Source organism: Metallumcola ferriviriculae, assembly GCF_035573695.1.
Classification (GTDB): domain Bacteria; phylum Bacillota; class JADQBR01; order JADQBR01; family JADQBR01; genus Metallumcola; species Metallumcola ferriviriculae.
This window is the reverse complement of the sequence record NZ_CP121694.1, coordinates 17329-36318: the sequence shown is the minus strand read 5'-3', so window position 1 is coordinate 36318 and position 18990 is coordinate 17329. Positions and strand designations below refer to the sequence as shown.

General features: G+C 45.6%; 14 protein-coding genes. 11 read left to right on the top strand and 3 right to left on the bottom strand.

The window, feature by feature from the left end:
- Window positions 1–10 precede the first annotated feature (10 nt).
- The 11 genes from ilvB (MFMK1_RS00145) (at window position 11) to MFMK1_RS00095 (ending at window position 15215) form a co-directional block, all read left to right on the top strand.
- Window positions 11–1693 carry a biosynthetic-type acetolactate synthase large subunit gene (ilvB, locus tag MFMK1_RS00145; RefSeq protein WP_428846281.1) on the top strand — a complete coding sequence of 561 codons (1683 nt, stop codon included), beginning with the start codon at window positions 11–13 and terminating at the stop codon, window positions 1691–1693.
- Complete coding sequence (ilvN, locus tag MFMK1_RS00140) at window positions 1690–2187, top strand: acetolactate synthase small subunit (protein WP_366923173.1); 498 nt, start codon at window positions 1690–1692, stop codon at window positions 2185–2187. Before ilvB (MFMK1_RS00145) ends, ilvN begins: the two co-directional genes overlap by 4 nt.
- Before the next feature lie 23 nt (window positions 2188–2210).
- Complete coding sequence (gene ilvB, locus MFMK1_RS00135) at window positions 2211–3902, top strand: biosynthetic-type acetolactate synthase large subunit (protein ID WP_366924978.1); 1692 nt, start codon at window positions 2211–2213, stop codon at window positions 3900–3902.
- A complete protein-coding gene (locus MFMK1_RS00130; RefSeq protein WP_366923172.1) occupies window positions 3895–5430 on the top strand; it encodes a 2-isopropylmalate synthase in 1536 nt (511 codons plus the stop codon). Before ilvB (MFMK1_RS00135) ends, MFMK1_RS00130 begins: the two co-directional genes overlap by 8 nt.
- Before the next feature lie 77 nt (window positions 5431–5507).
- On the top strand, window positions 5508–6770 hold the full coding sequence (gene leuC / locus MFMK1_RS00125; RefSeq protein ID WP_366923171.1) for a 3-isopropylmalate dehydratase large subunit: 1263 nt from the start codon (window positions 5508–5510) through the stop codon (window positions 6768–6770).
- Window positions 6770–7270: a 3-isopropylmalate dehydratase small subunit gene (gene leuD / locus MFMK1_RS00120; RefSeq protein WP_366923170.1), complete on the top strand. Its 501-nt coding sequence runs from the start codon at window positions 6770–6772 to the stop codon at window positions 7268–7270. Before leuC ends, leuD begins: the two co-directional genes overlap by 1 nt.
- Window positions 7263–8357, top strand: coding sequence for a 3-isopropylmalate dehydrogenase (gene leuB, locus MFMK1_RS00115; protein WP_366923169.1), 1095 nt, complete (start codon window positions 7263–7265; stop codon window positions 8355–8357). Before leuD ends, leuB begins: the two co-directional genes overlap by 8 nt.
- Window positions 8358–8432: 75 nt before the next feature.
- Window positions 8433–10034: a citramalate synthase gene (gene cimA / locus MFMK1_RS00110; RefSeq protein ID WP_366923168.1), complete on the top strand. Its 1602-nt coding sequence runs from the start codon at window positions 8433–8435 to the stop codon at window positions 10032–10034.
- A gap of 23 nt (window positions 10035–10057) precedes the next feature.
- Window positions 10058–11275, top strand: coding sequence for a DUF401 family protein (locus MFMK1_RS00105; protein WP_366923167.1), 1218 nt, complete (start codon window positions 10058–10060; stop codon window positions 11273–11275).
- Between the two features lie 11 nt (window positions 11276–11286).
- Window positions 11287–12894 carry a peptide chain release factor 3 gene (locus MFMK1_RS00100; protein WP_428846280.1) on the top strand — a complete coding sequence of 536 codons (1608 nt, stop codon included), beginning with the start codon at window positions 11287–11289 and terminating at the stop codon, window positions 12892–12894.
- Window positions 12895–13016: 122 nt separating this feature from the next.
- Window positions 13017–15215, top strand: a complete 2199-nt coding sequence (locus tag MFMK1_RS00095) for an adenosylcobalamin-dependent ribonucleoside-diphosphate reductase (RefSeq protein WP_366923165.1) — start codon at window positions 13017–13019, stop codon at window positions 15213–15215.
- A 134-nt stretch (window positions 15216–15349) separates the two neighbouring features.
- Here MFMK1_RS00095 and MFMK1_RS00090 read toward each other — a convergent pair whose 3' ends face one another.
- The 3 genes from MFMK1_RS00090 to MFMK1_RS00080 all read right to left on the bottom strand — a co-directional run bounded on the left by MFMK1_RS00090 (window position 15350) and on the right by MFMK1_RS00080 (window position 18886).
- Window positions 15350–16033, bottom strand: a complete 684-nt coding sequence (locus tag MFMK1_RS00090; protein WP_366923164.1) for a 4Fe-4S dicluster domain-containing protein — start codon at window positions 16031–16033, stop codon at window positions 15350–15352.
- Between the two features lie 128 nt (window positions 16034–16161).
- A complete protein-coding gene (locus MFMK1_RS00085; RefSeq protein WP_366923163.1) occupies window positions 16162–18225 on the bottom strand; it encodes a sensor histidine kinase in 2064 nt (687 codons plus the stop codon).
- The gene (locus tag MFMK1_RS00080; RefSeq protein WP_366923162.1) at window positions 18200–18886 is read right to left on the bottom strand and encodes a response regulator transcription factor; all 687 of its coding nucleotides are present in this window, start codon (window positions 18884–18886) and stop codon (window positions 18200–18202) included. Before MFMK1_RS00080 ends, MFMK1_RS00085 begins: the two co-directional genes overlap by 26 nt.
- Window positions 18887–18990 lie beyond the last annotated feature (104 nt).

The window sequence follows — 18990 nt, the reverse complement described above, 5'->3', positions numbered from 1 at the left end:
GGATTCGGTAGTGAGAACTTTAAATGGAGCACAAATTGTTGTTGAATCATTAAAAGCCGAGGGAGTAGAAGTAATCTTCGGCTACCCCGGCGGTGCAGTTTTATCTTTATATGATGCATTATACGGAGAAGAAGAAATCAAACACATCCTAACCCGTCATGAGCAGGGCGCAGTGCATGCAGCAGATGGTTACGCCCGGGCTACAGGGAAATGCGGCGTGGTCTTTGCGACATCGGGACCTGGTGCAACCAATTTAGTTACCGGTATTGCCAATGCCTATATGGACTCTGTACCATTGGTGGCCATTACCGGGCAGGTAGCCAGCGGCTTAATCGGCAAGGACTCCTTTCAGGAGGCGGATATTACCGGTATTACCCAGCCGATTACCAAATACAGTTACCTGGTAAAGGATGTAAAGGATTTGGCTAGGATAATGCGGGAAGCTTTTCATATTGCCACTACCGGTAGGCCTGGTCCTGTGGTAGTTGACCTGCCTAAGGATATTGCTGCCGCGGAGACCGAGTTTATTTATCCGCCGGAGGTAAACCTTCCCGGATATAAATATATTTATAATGGAATTACAGCTAACTTAACTCAGGCAGTAAAGGCTGTTAATCAGGCGGAAAGGCCGGTAATTTATGCCGGAGGCGGTATCATTGCTGCCGGTGCTCATGAGGAACTGATTGCATTTGCAGAGAAGATAAATGCACCGGTTACTACTACATTAATGGGCAAGGGTGCGTTCCCTGATGTACACCCGTTGGCATTGGGTATGCCCGGCATGCATGGGACAGCGTATGCCAACTACGCCATTACCGATAGTGACCTGGTAATTGGCTTAGGAGTTCGTTTTGATGATAGAGTAACCGGGCGTCTTGATATGTTTGCTCCCAACGCTACCATCATTCATGTGGACATTGATCCCGCGGAAATTAGTAAAAACATCCGGGCTGATATTCCATTAGTAGGCAATGTCCGAGAAGTTCTCGCGGATTTGCTCAAAGAAGTGGAACCGCGGCAGCACCAAGCATGGTTAGACAAAGTTGAACAGTGGCGGCGGAATCATCCTTTGAATTATGATCAGGACAATGAAGTGATAAAACCTCAATATGTGGTAGAACAAATTTGCGATATTACCCGTGGGGAAGCGTTTATAGCGACGGAAGTGGGCCAAAACCAAATGTGGGCGGCGCAATTTTATCAGTGCAAGTATCCACGGAGATTTATCTCTTCTGGTGGTTTGGGGACCATGGGTTTTGGGCTTCCCGCCGCCATAGGAGTTCAATTAGCCCATCCGGATTCAGTAGTCTTTAACATTGCCGGGGACGGCAGCATCCAGATGAATTCTCAGGAGTTTGCCACTGCAGTACAATACGGATTGCCAATAAAGGTGGCTATCCTGAATAATCACTATTTAGGAATGGTACGACAATGGCAGGAACTATTTTATGACCGGAGGTATTCTTATACCCACATGGAAGGCGGACCGGACTTTGTTAAATTGGCAGAGGCCTATGGCGCCCAAGGAATGCGGGTAGAGCGCCCCGAAGATGTAAGACCGGCGCTGGAGCGTGCCATGGCTGCTCCCGGTACCTTCGTAATTGAGTTTATCGTAGATGAAGAAGAAAATGTTTTCCCCATGGTGCCCGCAGGGGGCGCGATCAATAAGATGCTGGGGGGTGGCAAAAGGTGAAACACACGTTGGCTGTACTGGTAGAGAACAGACCCGGTGTTTTGACCAGAATTGCCGGTTTATTTGCCCGCAGGGGCTATAACATTGAAAGTTTGGCCGTTGGTCATACTGAAGATCCGGAAATATCCCGTATAACAATTGTAGTAGACGGCGATGACCGAGTGATTGAGCAGGTGACCAAACAACTGCATAAGCTGGTTGAGGTTATTAAACTCAGTGACATTACCCAGGATCAGTTTGTAGATCGGGAGTTAGTGCTGGTTAAGGTAAACGCTGACCCCAATACCCGAGCGGAAATCATGCAGATAGTTGATATATTTAGGGCACGGATTGTGGATATTGGCCGGGATTCATTAATTATTGAAGCAACAGGGGATTCTGGTAAAATCAGTGCTATTGAGACTTCCTTAAGACCTTTTGGTCTTCGCGAAGTAGTACGTACCGGTAAGATTGCCATGGTACGTGGAGCCAAATTTAAAAATGGCCAAGGATAAAAACATGTGGAGGTGCACATAAAATTGGGACTACAGGAGCACAAAGACTAATTAAATGCCTTCAGGATGAGAATGTTACTACTATTTATGGTTACCCTGGCGGGGCAGTGCTGCCTATATACGATGCCTTATTGGATTCAGACATCAAGCATGTTTTGGTGCGAAACGAGCAGGCAGCAGTACACATGGCTAACGGTTATGCCCGTGTGACCGGTAACCCCGGGGTTTGTATGGCCACTTCAGGGCCGGGAGCGACTAATCTAGTGACAGGGATTGCCACAGCATATATGGATTCAGTGCCGGTGGTGATTATCACCGGGCAGGTGGCTACCAGCATGGTTGGTACCGATGCGTTTCAGGAAGTGGATATTACCGGGATAACCATGCCCATTACCAAACACAATTATCTGGTAAAAAAGGCAGATGAATTGCCTAAGGTAATGAAAGAAGCATTCCATATTGCCCGTACCGGCCGCCCCGGACCGGTTCTGATAGACATCCCAAAGGATGTAGCTGCAGCACTTTGTTCTGCAAAACCATTGGAGCAATTAGACATGAGAGGATATAAGCCCAATTATCAAGGACACCCTCAGCAGATAAACCGTGCCTTAGCCTTGATCAAACAGGCGAAGAGGCCGGTAATTTATGTGGGCGGCGGGGTGATAAACTCCGGTTCCACTGAAGAATTATTGGAGTTGGCCCGCCGAGCGCACATCCCCGTGACTACCACATTGATGGGGTTGGGCAGCTTTCCCGAGGACAGTGAACTGTCATTGGGCATGTTGGGTCTGCACGGTACTCCTGTAGCCAACTACGCGGTAACGGAAGCAGATCTGCTTATTGGTCTTGGTGTACGCTTTGACGACCGAGTTACTAGTGCGGTGGAAAAGTTTGCCCCGAAGGCAAAGATTATTCACCTGGATATTGACCCGGCGGAAATCGGTAAGAATGTGTCAGTGGACGTGCCAATTGTTGGGGACCTTCGTCTGGTTCTTACTGGGATGCTGGAAAAATTAGAGGAGAAGAAACACCCGGAATGGTTGGAGAGAATTAAGGAATTGCGCCGGGAGCATCCGCTTCAATACGGCAATGACAGTAAGCTTCGTCCTCAATACGTAATGCAAAAATTAGGCGAAATCACAAATAATCGGGCAATAGTTACCACCGATGTAGGTCAACATCAAATGTGGGCGGCACAGTTTTATCGTTTTGCCCGACCGCGGTCTTTCTTGACATCCGGTGGTTTGGGAACTATGGGCTATGGTTTTCCTGCGGCCATTGGGGCACAGATGGCCGACCCTGACGCTTTGGTAATTTCAGTAACCGGGGACGGCAGTTTTCAGATGAGTATGGCGGAATTGGCTACAGCGCGGGAACAAAACCTACCCATCAAGGTTTTGCTGTTTAATAACAGCAGTTTGGGATTGGTGCGTCAGCTGCAGCATTTCTACTGTGACCGGCGCTATACCGCGGTTGATTTTACCGGCAACCCTGACTTTGTCAACCTGGCCCGGTGCTACGATGCTGTGGGCTTAAAGATAGAAACGAAGGACCAGGTGGAACCGATTCTCACCGAGGCGGTAAATAACGGCCGCCTGACCATCATTGAGGTGATCGTTGATCAGCGAGAGCTGGTATTACCCATGGTACCTAATGCCAGGGGACTGGATGAAATGGTACAGTTTCCATTCGGGGAGGAGGATGATTGTGAGTAAGCGAGTTTATATCTTTGATACTACCCTGCGAGATGGAGAGCAATCTCCCGGTGTTAGTTTAAATATTAACGAAAAGCTGGAGATTGCTACGCAACTGGCCAGATTAGGTGTGGATATAATTGAAGCGGGTTTTCCTATCGCTTCAGAGGGCGATTTTCAGGCGGTGCGAACTATCGCTGAAAATGTGGAGGGTCCTACAATCGCGGCCCTGGCCCGTATTGACCCCCAGGATATCGACCGGGCTTGGGAAGCTGTGAAAGTCGCAAAAAAACCCCGTATTCATACCTTTATTGCTACTTCAGATATTCACATGAAGTATAAGCTTCAGCTGCCTCGGGAAACAGTATTAGAGCTGGCGGTAAAAGGGGTCAAACACGCCAGACAGTATACCGACGATGTGGAGTTTTCTCCGGAAGATGCTTCACGCAGCGACTTGGACTTTCTCTGCCAAGTGGTTGAGGCAGCGATTGATGCCGGTGCCACTACGGTTAACATCCCTGACACTGTAGGATATGCCACTCCGGAAGAGTTCGGGCAATTTATTGCGGCAATAAGACGTAAAGTTTCCAACATTGATCGTACTATTTTAAGTGTGCACTGCCATAATGACCTAGGTCTCGCGGTGGCAAATTCCCTGGCGGCCATTGCCAATGGCGCCCAGCAGGTAGAATGTGCGGTAAACGGAATCGGTGAAAGGGCCGGTAATACCGCTTTAGAAGAAATGGTGATGGCCCTTTACACCCGTAAGGACTTCTATGACTATCATACGGAAATTAATACTAAGGAAATTTATCGTACAAGTAAGCAGGTAAGCAGCTTGACAGGGATGAGCATTCAATCAAATAAGGCAATTGTCGGCCGCAATGCATTTGCTCATGAGTCCGGCATTCATCAAGACGGAGTATTAAAAGAACGTACCACTTACGAGATTATGAACCCGGAAATGATTGGTCTGGTGCAGAATAACATCGTCTTAGGCAAACATTCAGGACGTCATGCTTTCCGGCAGCGGCTGGAAGAATTAGGTTTTGAAGTGGATAAGACAGAGCTGGATAAAGCTTTTACCCGGTTTAAGAGTATGGCAGATAGAAAAAAGGAAATTAGCGACAAGGATATAGAGGCCATTGTGGAGGCGGAAATTCGCCGTATTCCGGAGAAATTTCAACTGGAACATATGCACATATCCTCGGGCAACCGTATTGTTCCCACAGCTACAGTGGGTATCACAGATGGTGAAACATTGATAGAAGAAGCAGCATGTGGTGAAGGACCGGTGGATGCGGTATTTAAAGCCATTGACAAGGTGACCAACATTAAAGTTTCCTTGATGTATTATAATTTAAGTGCGGTTACCGGCGGTAAGGATGCCATCGGTGAAGTGACTGCTAAGCTGAAATACGCTGACCAAGTTTACATCGGTCGGGGCATTAGTACTGATATCATTGAAGCCAGTGCCAAGGCCTATATCAATGCGTTAAACAAATTAGTCTTTGAAGTAGGCGAAGATGACCTACAACGGATCGTATAACTTTTCTAAAATAGGGTGATGCAGACGGCGTGTTTTTGCCGTCTGTGTTCCCGATATGGAGCAGAGGAGGAAAAACCATGGGGATGACAATTACCGAAAAGATACTGGCTCGCCATGCGGGCCTTGAAAAAACCCAGCCCGGTGAATTGATTAGTGCCCGGGTGGACGTGGTTCTGGGCAACGACATTACTGCCCCGGTTGCCATTAAAGAATTTGAGAAACTGGGGGTAGAAAAGGTTTTCGACCCGGAACGGGTAGTGTTGGTACCGGACCATTTCGTACCCAACAAAGACATTCAATCCGCAGAGCAGGCCAAAATGCTGAGGGAGTTTGCCAGGAAACAAGGGATCGTCAACTACTTTGAAGTGGGTCGTATGGGTATTGAGCACTGTCTGCTGCCTGAGCAGGGTTTGGTACTGCCCGGCGATGTGATAATTGGTGCGGACTCGCATACATGTACATATGGTGCTGTTGGTGCTTTTGCCACAGGCGTAGGCAGTACCGATATGGCTGCAGCCATGGCTACCGGTGAGACTTGGTTTAAAGTACCGGAGACTATTAAGTTTGTCTTTAACGGTCAACTTCAGCCATGGGTAGGAGGCAAGGACTTGATTTTACACGCCATTGGCGATATAGGGGTGGACGGAGCGCGCTATATGGCCATGGAGTTTACAGGCGAAGCGATTGATAACCTCTCAATGGAGGGGCGTATGACTATGGCGAATATGGCCATAGAAGCCGGCGGGAAAAATGGTATCATACCACCCGATGACAAAACTGTGGATTATGTAAAACGCCGGGCTAAGCGCGATTACGAACTTTATCAGAGTGACCCCGATGCAGCTTATGCCCGAGTAATTGAGTACGACATATCCGCGCTGGAGCCGGTGGTGGCTTTTCCGCACCTGCCTGAGAACACGCGTCCCATCAGCAAAGTCGGCGATGTGAAGATTGACCAGGTGATAATCGGGTCCTGTACTAACGGTCGTCTGGAGGATCTGCGGCAGGCGGCAAAACTGCTTAAAGGGAAGAAGGTACACCGGGATATCCGCGTAATTGTTATTCCCGGCACCCAGGAAATCTACCGTCAGGCTATGGCGGAAGGATTGATTGACACCTTTATTCAGGCCAACGCGGCAGTAAGCACCCCGACTTGTGGACCTTGTCTGGGTGGCTATATGGGTATTTTGGCCAAAGGCGAGCGTGCCTTGGCTACTACTAATAGAAATTTCGTCGGCAGGATGGGCCATCCGGAAAGTGAAGTCTACCTGTCCGGCCCGGCAGTTGCGGCTGCCAGTGCAGTATGTGGCTATATTGCTGCTCCCGAGGAGGTGCTGTAGTGCAATTTGTAGGTAACGTTTGGAAGTTTGGTAATGATGTTGACACCGATGCCATTATCCCGGCGCGGTATCTAAATACATCCGACCCTGAGGATTTGGCAAAGCACTGCATGGAGGACGCTGATCCAGAGTTTGCGAAAAAGGCACAAGACGGTGATGTTATCGTAGCAGGCAAAAACTTTGGCTGTGGCAGTTCAAGAGAACACGCACCTATTGCGATTAAGGCGGCCAAGGTGTCTTGTATAATCGCACCGTCCTTTGCCCGGATTTTTTATCGTAACGCTATTAATATTGGCCTGCCCATTTTTGAGTGTGATGAAGCAGCTCGAGATATAGGAGAGGGAGATCGGGTAGAGATTGATGCGTCATCGGGAAGAATAAAGAACTTGACCAGCGGTAAAACCTATCAGGCGGTTCCATTCCCGGAATTTATGCAGGAATTAATTGATCAGGGCGGACTGATGAAATATGTAGAGAAAAAGGTGAAGCAAAATGGCTAAAATACTGGTGCTGCCGGGTGATGGTATCGGGCAGGAGATTGTGCCTGAAGCGGTAAAGGTGTTAGAAAAGGTCGCTGCTAAGCATGGCTTGGACTTACAATTGCAAGAAGGACTGATTGGTGGTGCGGCCATTGATGCTGTAGGTAAGTCCCTGCCGGATGAGACGTTAGCCATGTGCCGGCAGAGTGATGCAGTGCTTTTAGGAGCTGTGGGAGGCCCCAAGTGGGATACCCTTCCTGCGGCCCAGCGGCCGGAAGTGGCTGCGTTACTTGCACTGCGTAAGGGACTTGGGCTTTATGCCAACATTCGCCCATGTTTTTTATATCCGGCACTGGTAGACGCTTCCGCACTGAAAAAGGAAATAGTTGTCGGAACAGACATGGTGGTAATTCGTGAGCTTACCGGCGGCCTCTACTTTGGTGAGAAATTTAGAGAGGCGTACACCGTTACATCCCTCTCAGGTGAAGAGGTGGAAATGGGGGAGAAGGCAGTAGACACTTTGGTCTATACTACGCCTGAAATTGAGCGCATTCTAAAATTGGCGTTTGAAACGGCAAGAAAGCGCTCGGGCAAAGTGATGTCGGTGGATAAGGCCAATGTCTTGGAGAGTTCTCGTCTGTGGCGGGAGACAGCCCAAAGGATGGCTGCCGATAACCCTGATATTAATTTGGAAAGTATGTACGTGGATAACTGTGCCATGCAGTTGGTGCGCGATCCAAAACAGTTTGATGTAATAGTAACGGAGAATATGTTTGGCGACATTCTTACCGACCAGGCGTCTATGCTCAGCGGTTCCATCGGTATGCTGCCTTCAGCCAGTGTCGGTGGTGAGGTTGCTCTTTACGAACCGGCCCATGGCTCGGCACCGGACATAGCCGGCAAGGGTTTGGCAAATCCCTTGGCTACGATTTTATCCGTGGCGATGATGCTGGAGCTAACCTTTAATATGACCACTGCTGCTGATTCCATCCGTAATGCAGTGGAACGAGTGTTAAATGCGGGATACAGAACCGGCGATATAATGACACCAGGTGCCAAGCAGATAGGAACAACAGAAATGGGCGCCCTGGTGCGAGAGCAATTGTAGATTTGCGGCTGCCACCGTCTAAATGCAGCAGGTTTATTGCCGGTGGGTGGTCCGGGCTAAGAGGTGAGCTGAGTAATGGCTAAAGTATATGTATTTGATACCACATTGAGGGATGGAGCGCAGGGCGAGGGCATTAGCCTTACGGTCCAGGATAAACTGAAAATTGCCCAGAAGCTTGAATACCTTGGCGTAGATTATATTGAAGGGGGCTGGCCAGGTTCTAATCCAAAGGATTTGGAGTTTTTCCGCCGTGCTCGGGAATTAAGCCCTTGTCATGCAAAACTGACCGCCTTTACCAGTACCCGCCGCCCCAATACGGCAGTAGCTGCTGACACAAATATCCAGGCAGTTATGGAGAGCGGTGTCAAAACGGTTGCCCTCTTTGGCAAGAGTTGGGACCTTCATGTACTGAAAGCACTGGGAACCACTCTGGAAGAGAACCTTGCCATGATTGGAGAGACCGTGGCTTACTTTAAGGAAAACGGTCTTGAGGTCATCTATGATGCAGAGCATTTTTTCGATGCCTACAAGGCTAACTGGGAATATGCCATGGAGACAATTAGGGCAGCGGCGGCAGGCGGCGCAGACTGGCTTGCTTTATGCGACACTAATGGCGGGTCCATGCCTGATGAGATTGCTGCTGCAGTCAGCTGTGTCAAAGAGACAGTGGAGATCCCTCTGGGTATTCATGCTCATAATGATGGGGAAATGGCAGTGGCCAACACCTTGGCAGCGGTGAAATCCGGAGCTGTAATGGTGCAAGGTACCATCAACGGGTTGGGTGAACGCTGCGGTAACGCCAATATTTGTTCGGTGGTAGCCAATCTGGAGACTAAGATGGGCAAACACTGCCTGCCCACCGGCCATCTGGAGCGGCTCACGGAATCTTCGCGCTATATAAGTGAAATAGCAAACACCACAGTACCACATAACCAGGCATTTGTTGGTAAAAGTTCCTTTGCTCATAAGGGCGGTATACATGTCAGTGCTGTATTAAAGGATAGCAAGACTTATGAGCACATTGAACCCGAACGAGTGGGCAATCAACGCCGGGTATTGGTATCTGAGTTAAGTGGAGCTAGTAACTTACTGTTTAAATCTGAAGAATTAAAGATAGATAATCTGGCAGAAAAGGAAGTTTCGCGGGACCTGATTAGGCATATTAAGGAGATGGAGTACCAGGGTTATCAATTTGAAGGTGCGGAAGCATCATTGGAACTTCAGATTAAAAAAGCCACAAACCAATACCGTGAACTTTTTCAGTTGGAATCATTTAAAATAATGATGGAAAAACGGACCAATGAAGATATTTTATCAGAAGCAGTGATTAAACTAAAGGTAGAGGACCAGGTGGTGCATACTGCAGCGGAAGGCAACGGTCCGGTAAATGCCTTGGATAATGCCTTAAGAAAGGCATTGGAAGAATTTTATCCGGTAATTAAGGAGATGCATCTTACTGACTATAAAGTGCGGGTGTTAGACGAAAAAGACGGTACCGGTGCCAAGGTAAGGGTATTAATCGAGTCGCGCGATGCCCATAATTCATGGAGCACCGTAGGCGTATCCCAAAATATTATTGAGGCCAGCTGGCAGGCGCTGTTGGACAGCATGGACTATGCATTGTTGAAACAACAGAAAGAAACAGCGAAGTCCGCTTCGGCAGCCACCCACGCTTAAACAAAGGAGACGGAATTAATTTTATGTTCGGAGTTGTAGGCGTATTATTAGCATTCATAATAGCGGTGTTGGTATTGAACCGTTGGCATGATTTTGGCCTGGCCATGTTGGCCGGGTCATTAATTGTGGTGCTGACGGGGGGCTTTTCTCTGCATGCCGGATTGCAGGTATTGTGGAGCAGTTTGGCAGATCGAAATACCTTGGAGCTGACACTAACTGTGGTCTTAATCAATGCTTTGGGTTATATTCTCAAGCAGGCTGGGATATTGGAGAAACTGGTAAAGGTGATGTTGGTAGTGCTGCGCGACCTGCGTCTTTTGGTAGTGTCACTCCCGGTGATTATTGGTCTTTTACCGGTGCCTGGCGGGGCAGTGATGTCTGCGCCGTTGGTGGCGGAAACGGGTAATAAAGCCGGTCTGTCACCGGAAAAACAAGCAGCGGCCAATATCCTTTATAGGCATTTGGTTTATTTCGTTTTCCCCCTGTATCCCACTCTTATTCTGGCTGAAAGTCTAAGCGGTATCAGCATAGCCGCTTTTGCCCGCCAGCAGGCCCTACCTATGGCAGCGGGGCTGGCAGTAAGTCTGGTGGTAATACTGCGGGGTGCCGCCGGCAGTGTTCCGGGGCAAGAACAGAGGGAACCATGGGGTAAAGCATTTCTAAAGCTATTACATTATGCGCTGCCCATTTACCTGGTCATTATTCTGGCGGTTGTTAAAGTTCCTTTTATCATTTCCGTAGGTGTTGGTATATTGGTAGCCTTATTTGTGGACGTTAATACCGCAGCAGATGCGTGGAAGCGTTTAAGATATAATTTCTTACCTGGCTTAGATTGGAAATTAGCTTTGGCAGTGCTGGGTATCATGGTGTTCCGCGGGTTTGTTGAGGCATCGGGGTCCATGAACACTATTGCCGATTATCTGGGCAGCTTGGGTGTACCCGTACTGCTGTTGGCAATTGTTGTGCCCATGCTCACCGGTATGGCTACCGGGTCTTCATTGGCAGGAGTAGGTATTCTTTTGCCCTTATTTATGCCGTTGATACCGCCGGGCACTGATAAAATAGCATTCTTGTCGCTGGTATTCATCAGTACAATGGTAGGCTATATCGCTTCGCCTGTACACATGTGTTTGGTACTTACTAAAGAAGCATGCCAGTCACGCTTCGGTGGTATCTATCCCTATTTACTTCCGCCGCTTGGCGCGATATTACTGGTGTCATTATTAGAAGTATTGATTTAAGTAAGGGAGGAATGGTTTTGAATAACGGACAGTCGGCACTAGAAGCGAGCATCGAAAAACGACGAACTTTTGCAATCATTTCCCACCCTGATGCCGGAAAAACCACTTTGACGGAAAAACTGCTTCTTTTCGGGGGAGCGATTCGACTTGCTGGCTCGGTCAAAGGTAGAAAGACAAAAAAGTATGCTACTTCTGATTGGATGGAAATTGAAAAGCAGCGTGGCATTTCTGTCACATCCAGCGTGATGCAGTTTGCCTATAAAGAGCATCTTATTAATATTTTGGATACTCCCGGACATCAGGATTTTAGTGAAGATACTTACCGTACCCTTCTAGCAGCAGATAGCGCGGTAATGTTGATAGATGCCGCCAAAGGTGTGGAACCCCAGACCATAAAACTGTTTGAGGCATGCCGCCTGCAACAGATTCCTGTATTTACATTTATTAATAAACTAGACCGTTTTGGCAAAGAGCCGTTGGACCTGTTGGAAGAAATCGAACAGGTCTTGGGTATGCGCTCCTGCCCTTTAAATTGGCCCATCGGTATGGGATATGATTTTCGTGGCATTTACGACCGGCGCAATAATCAGATTGAACTATTTAAAGGGGACGATGAACGGGAAATCATTCCGGCAATCGGTTCGTGGCAAGAAAATACCGAGGTTAGAGAGTTTTTGGATAACACCCAGATTAAACAGCTTGAAGAAGAAATAGGTCTTTTGGACATCGCCGGGGACCCCTTTGACCAGGAAAAAATAGATGCCGGGAAATTAACACCGGTATTTTTTGGCAGTGCTATTAATAATTTTGGTGTACAGACTTTTTTAGACCAGTTTCTGCAGTTAGCACCACCACCACAGCCTCACAAAAGCAACCAAGGATATATTGACCCGGCAGAACAAGGATTTTCCGGTTTTATTTTTAAAATCCAGGCTAATATGGACCCGGCTCACAGAGACCGGATTGCCTTTATGCGGATTTGTTCCGGGCAGTTTCAAAGAGGTATGATAGCTACCCACGCACGTCAGGGTAAGAAAATAAAATTGTCGCAACCCCAGCAGTTTTTTGCGCAGAGCAGAGATATTATTGAAGAAGCATGTGCAGGCGATATAGTGGGAATTTATGACCCGGGAATATTTCAAATCGGCGACACCGTGTACGAGGGAAAGCCGCTCGAATACGAAGAACTGCCCCAGTTTTCACCGGAATATTTTGCCAAGGTATTTATTAAGGAGGCCATGAAACAAAAGCGGTTTTATAAAGGGTTAAAGCAGTTAGCCGAAGAAGGCGCTGTACAAGTCTACAAGTCCTTTTTAAACGGCTCAGAGGATATAATCTTGGGCGTTGTCGGTGAACTGCAGTTTGAAGTCTTCCAATTTAGGCTTCTCCACGAATACGGTGCTGAAGTTATCCTAGAAAGACTTCCTCACAGATTAGCCCGCTGGGTTCGCGGGGAAGAAATAAAAACCCAGGAGTTAAAGAGTATGAATAGTTTGTTGGCCAAAGACCGATTCGGGCAATTGGTAGTGCTTTTCAAAAATGAAACAGCCCTTAACTGGGTACAAAGCAAAAACCCTACACTTAACTTTGTGACCACCAATAGAGAACCGCTAGCGTAAAAAATGAAGGCGGGTCTTATTTTTGGCAGAACAAAAGAATATCTGCCTGTTTTTACCTGTCATTATTGAGTATTTTTTAATATAATATAGTGGAATGGAAGTGGGAGGGGGCTCGTTAGAAAATGAGACTATCAGACAATGGTCAAAAAGTTTTTGAAGCACGTTATGCACAAAAGAATGAGAATGGCGAGATTATAGAGACATTTGAGCAGGCTGTTTTTCGTTTATCACGCACTGCTGCCAGTGTCGAAGATGAAGAAAATAAAGTATGGGAAGAAAAGTTCTCGTCGGTGATAGGCGATTTATTATTTATACCGTCAACGCCAATTTGGGCCAATATAGGAAAGCCCGACCGACCGTGGCAGCCTGGGGCATGCTTTGTCTTGGCAGTGGAAGATAGTTTGGATTCCATGTACCAGACGTTGAAAGAGACTGCCGCAGTTTTTAAATCCGGGGGTGGCGTAGGCTATAATTTCAGTACCATTAGACCAAAAGGCGCCTTGGTACAATCCACAAAAGGTAAAGCATCCGGTGTGGTCGAATTGATAAAACTTTATGACGCATCGTCTAATATGGTCATGCAGGGAGGAGTGCGCCGGGGCGCTTCTATGGGCATATTAAATGTTGATCATCCAGAGATCATCGACTTCATCAAGGCCAAAATGGACGGCAGTCTAACAAATTTTAATATTTCCGTCGGGATAACGGATGCATTTATGGAAGCTTTAGAAAACGGTGAAGAGTGGCCATTAGTATTTAATGGAGACACCTATGAGAGTGTAAGTGCGATAGAGTTATGGCAGCTTATTTCCAATGCTGCGCATGCCTGCGGTGACCCGGGTATTATTTTTATTGACCGTTTACAGCAGTATAACCCTGTGCCAGGTAATCCTCTAGATTGCACAAATCCGTGTGGAGAGCAGCCTTTAAGCCCGGGCGAATCATGCCTTTTAGGCAGTATTAATTTAGCAAAGATGATCAATCCGGATGGACAAGCTAATTTTGATCTATTGGCTAGTACAGTAGGTACTGCCATCCGATTTTTGGACAACCTTATCGATGCAGCGCAGTATCCGCTGCCATTAATTGAAGAATCTACCAAGGCAACTCGCAAAGTAGGCCTTGGGTTGACTGGACTGCATGATGCCCTTATTATGGCTGGGCTGGCTTATGATTCTGCAGAAGGAAGGGAGTTTGCGGGTCAGCTAACCCAGTATATCCAGCAACAGGCGCATGAAACATCCAGAGAACTGGCTAAGGAAAAAGGATGTTTTCCGGCGTGGGAAGAGAGTATCTTTTATCCGGATGACACGCGTCGGAATGCTGCCTGTATCACTATAGCTCCTACTGGAAGTGTGACGGCAATGGCTGGCTGTGAAGGCTACGGAATGGAGCCAATTTTTGCGGTGGCCTATACTAAAAATACCAATGTGGCCGGAGATTTTGAAGTATTTTCCCCACTTTTCCTTGATGAATGTAAAAAACATGGCGTAACCGAGGAAGTATTGGCAGAGGTGGCTAGGCAAGGCACATGTCAGAACGTCTCGGGTATTCCTGAAGATGTGGCTAGAATTTTTAAAGGTGCGCAGGATATTGATAATACGGATCATATTTTAATGCAGGCAGAAGTGCAAAAATATGTGGAAAATGCTGTCAGCAAAACCATTAACCTTCCTTCAACAGCTACCCCGGAGGTCATAGAAGAGTGCTATCTTATGGCATACAGGTTGGGCTTGAAAGGAATTACAGTTTTTCGAGACGGCTGTAAAAAAGGCACTGTCACTGTAGGGAAGGACAAGAAGGAAGAGAATACCGGTTCTTTAAACCGTGGTGAAATACTGCCTCGGCCTATTAGTGCACATGGCATTACGCAGCGACTTGATACGGGTTGCGGAAAGATATATCTAACGGTTAATTATCAACCGGATAGCGGCAAGATATTGGAGACTTTTATTACCACCGGATCTGATGGGGGCTGCCTAGTATATACTGAGGCTACTTCCAGGCTTATTAGTTTAGCTATTCGCGGTGGCATAGGCGTTGACAAGGTAATTGAACAATTGACGGGGACACACTCCTGTCCATCATACATGTTGGCTCGGGGAAAAGGAAAAGGCGTATCGGCAGGGAAATCCTGTGCGTCGGCGATTGCCCGGAAACTGGCCCAGTTGAAGAAAGAATTAGATGTACAGTGTAATGGGGGTTCCCAAGTACTAGACGACAAAAAGGAAGACTCTCTTATCTGCGAAATTTGTGGACAGGAGTTAAATAGGCTGGAAGGTTGCTACGTATGCAATAACTGCGGCTTTTCTAAATGTTAACAGCATGAACTGCCACAATATATTTACACATTTACCGAGGAAGCAGACGAACCGCTCTTCGGGTCATATCGATTGAGCAGCAAAATAAAGCCCTGCCGGGAGTTTCCCGGCAGGGCTTTTACATCGTCAGGGTACTAATCTTTACTGATCGGACAAGAGGCGATGCACATGCCGCAGCGCCTACCGCCCAGGCGGATAAAGATGTAATGATAGCATTTCTCCTTATTGATACGCCAACCCTGCTGGGGGTCATTTAAATCTTTTCCTCCCTCTAGTGCGTTGGCGGGGCAGTTCTTGATGCACTTGCCGCAGTTATTACAGGGCGATTCCTCCATTGGAGTATCAGGTGTCAATGCTGCTTCCGTAACGATGGTTCCCAGCCGTAAGCGGTTGCCGTATTGAGGGGTGATAAGCAGGTTATTTAAGCCAAACACCCCTAGGCCCGCGGCGGCTGCGACATGCTTATGGGAAATATCGCCGGCCAGACGGGCACCGTCACCGATGCTGGCAGTGGCGGGAAAGGCGATACTTACATGGCCCTGTTTCTCAAGAAATCGCGCACCGCGATGGGCGAAGGCATTTAAGGTTGAGTTAGCCTGGTCAAATTCAAGCACATATTCGTTTCTGGTCTTGGGCAGGCCCAATACGGCACCACTATTAAGAGAATATGCCACGGAGATGACAGATTTGGCATTAGCTAAATAATCGCTTGGCCGGTGTCCTTCGGGTGCATCTGCCAAAGCATCGGCAGTTGTGACGCCCACCAAGTCGGCCCCCTGCTGCAGTAGAAAGTCCTTTAGTTCAGTTGTTAGTGTCATACATATATCCCCCTGACTAAGATTTGAGTATGACACTATTTTAGACCAAATTCAGCGAATTGTCTGTAAAATATTTATCAATGAGAGAGCCAGATGAAAAATATTTGGTTAATTTGCTGCTGCTGCCTTTATTTGGGCATTATTATTATAGCTTTAAATAAATCTCCATCTATTTCTATATTAAAGCGTCCTTTCTGAATTTCTATTAAACTTTTGGCAATAGATAGTCCTAATCCGCTGCCTTGACCACTTCTAGCTTCATCGCCTCTTTTAAAACGCTCCAACAGCTCAGTAGAAGAAATGTTAAGTTCGTAGGCAGAAATGTTTTTAATTACTATCCTTACCTCAGTTCCTATATCTGCTACATCGAGATATACCCTTGACCCATCTAGAGCATATTTGAATATATTTGATAATAGATTCTCTAGCGCTCTCCACAGTAATTTGCCATCGGCTTCAATGTATACTTTATCTTGAGGATGGTTCATCTTAAATTCTAATTTTTGCTCTTTTATCTTATCATCAAGCTCTCCTAATCCTTGAGTTATAAGAGATACAATATCAATCTTTTCACAGTTGACTGGAATGTTTCCACTGGAGGCTTTAGAGGCTTCAAATAAATCATCAGTCAGTATTTTTAATCTCTCTGCCTTCTGCTCTATTATCGTTATATATCCCTCTGCCTTTGCTTGATCCTTTTCATTTTTTAGTAAATCAACATATGTGATAATAGAGGTTAAAGGTGTTCTTATATCATGGGACACATTAGTAATTAATTCTGTTTTCAATCGCTCGCTTTTAAGTTCATTATCAACGGCTTTATTTAAGCCATCAGTTATACTATTAATATCAGCAGCAAGTTTCGCAAACTCTCCGCTGCTGGCTAGATTTATTTTATGATGAATGCCGCCATCTTTTACCTTCTCTACACCTTCTTTTATTGCATTAAATTCCTGTACCTTCTTAAGGGCTAACCATACGCCTATTCCTATTGTTACTGGGAACATAAAGAATGTTAAGGCTACGAGGAGAGGATAAGCTATTACTATTAGCACAATCTTAACTCCAACACTGCCACTATTATATACATCCTTTATGAAGATAAATAATTTGTGGAATATGGTATATGTTAATGAATGTTTGATGAGTGTCCCATTTTTGATATGCTTAACTAAAGAAAGAACTAATATTAAGCCTAAAGTAGCGATAACTAAGGTGATTGGGAACACTGCTTCAAAGATTCTGTTTTCGAATAAAAGAAAGTTTATCGCCCCAAACCATGACCCGATCAGCAACAGGCATAATGCTATATTAAAATCAATATACAGTTTATCAATAAAGTTGAGGTGAACACCATCATCCTCTGGTTTCCTACCAACAATTACTATTAGATAGAGAAAAGCTATTGCTAAGCCCAATAACAGACCCATTATTTTATATAAACTATAAGTAATGAATTCTTTATTTCTATACCAGTCGTCAATTCTGGGATCTAAAAAGTCATCAGTGAAGGCAATGTAAAGAGTGGTATTATTTGTTTGTTCTAAGCTGCTGGTATCTGGAACAATCCAATAGTAATATTTATTCTTGCTAATTTCTTCGGGGTATACTGTTTGTTCCGATTTATCAAATATCATATAAGAGGGATATTTTTTAAAGTACTCTTTATTATTAATGCCATTAGTAAATGTATTGTCACCATCACTTACATAATAAAAAACCCCTCGATAATTTTCTAATTCTCTTAAGGTAGAATTATAATTCCTTAAATCAGCTTGGATTAACTCATCCTTTATTTGGGCGATTTTGTCAGCATAGATTTCTTGGAACAGCGGGTAGTTTTCTTTATAAGATAATTTCGGATTAAACCTTTTTGAATGCTCAAAATCCCTGAATAGATTATCCTCTTCCCTACTAATTTCTTCTTCTGTAAGCGCTCCTCCGTTTAGGATGTTCTCCTCACTCTTAAAATTGATCAGGGTTGTTAAATTATCGATGATTTGGCTGCTATCCTGCATGTATTCTCTACCAAGATAATAGCTGTCTTCCACAACAATATCAAAATCATTATGATGCAAGCCTACTATATCTAAAAATAATGTTATTGCAGCTGTAAAGCACAGTATGGTAATTATAAAAAAGACGATTTTTGTAAGTAATGAATGGCTAAATTTTTTCCACTTTATATCCAATTCCCCACACCACCTTTAAGTATTTTGGTTCTTTAGGATTTATTTCTATCTTTTCTCTAATCTTTCTGATATGAACTGCCACTGTATTTTCGGGATTAAAGGCAGTTTCCTTCCACACCTTTTCATATATTTCTTCTATAGAAAATACCCTGCCCGCATTGGCAGTTAAAAGCTTTAGTACCTTATATTGTACAGGAGTAAGCTTCACTTCATCTCCATCAACAGTTATGACCTTACTCTCATCATCTACCACAAGCCCACCCGTTTTAAACACATTGCTTTTTGTCTCCAGGCTGCCTAATGTTGTATATCGCCTAAGCTGAGACCTAACCCTTGCTATTAATTCCAAGGGATTGAAGGGCTTAGTGATATAATCATCAGCCCCCATATTTAAGCCGATAATTTTATCAGTGTCCTCAGATTTAGCTGACAGCATGATAACCGGGATATTATTCGCTTCCCTTATCTTCATGGTAGCCCGCAAGCCATCCATTTGCGGCATCATGATATCCATAATAATCAGGTGCACTTCATTTTCTTCTATTACTGCTAGAGCTTCTAATCCATTAAAAGCCTTAAATACTTGATACCCTTCGTTTTCTAAATAAATTTTAATGGCATCCAAAATTTCCTTATCATCGTCGCAGACTAGAATATTCAAGACGTATCACCTCGATAGATTAATTTGCACAAATTATATCACACCCTTTATATTTTATAGGGTAATGATATCAATTGAATCTTAAGAAATTCTTGATAAACTTC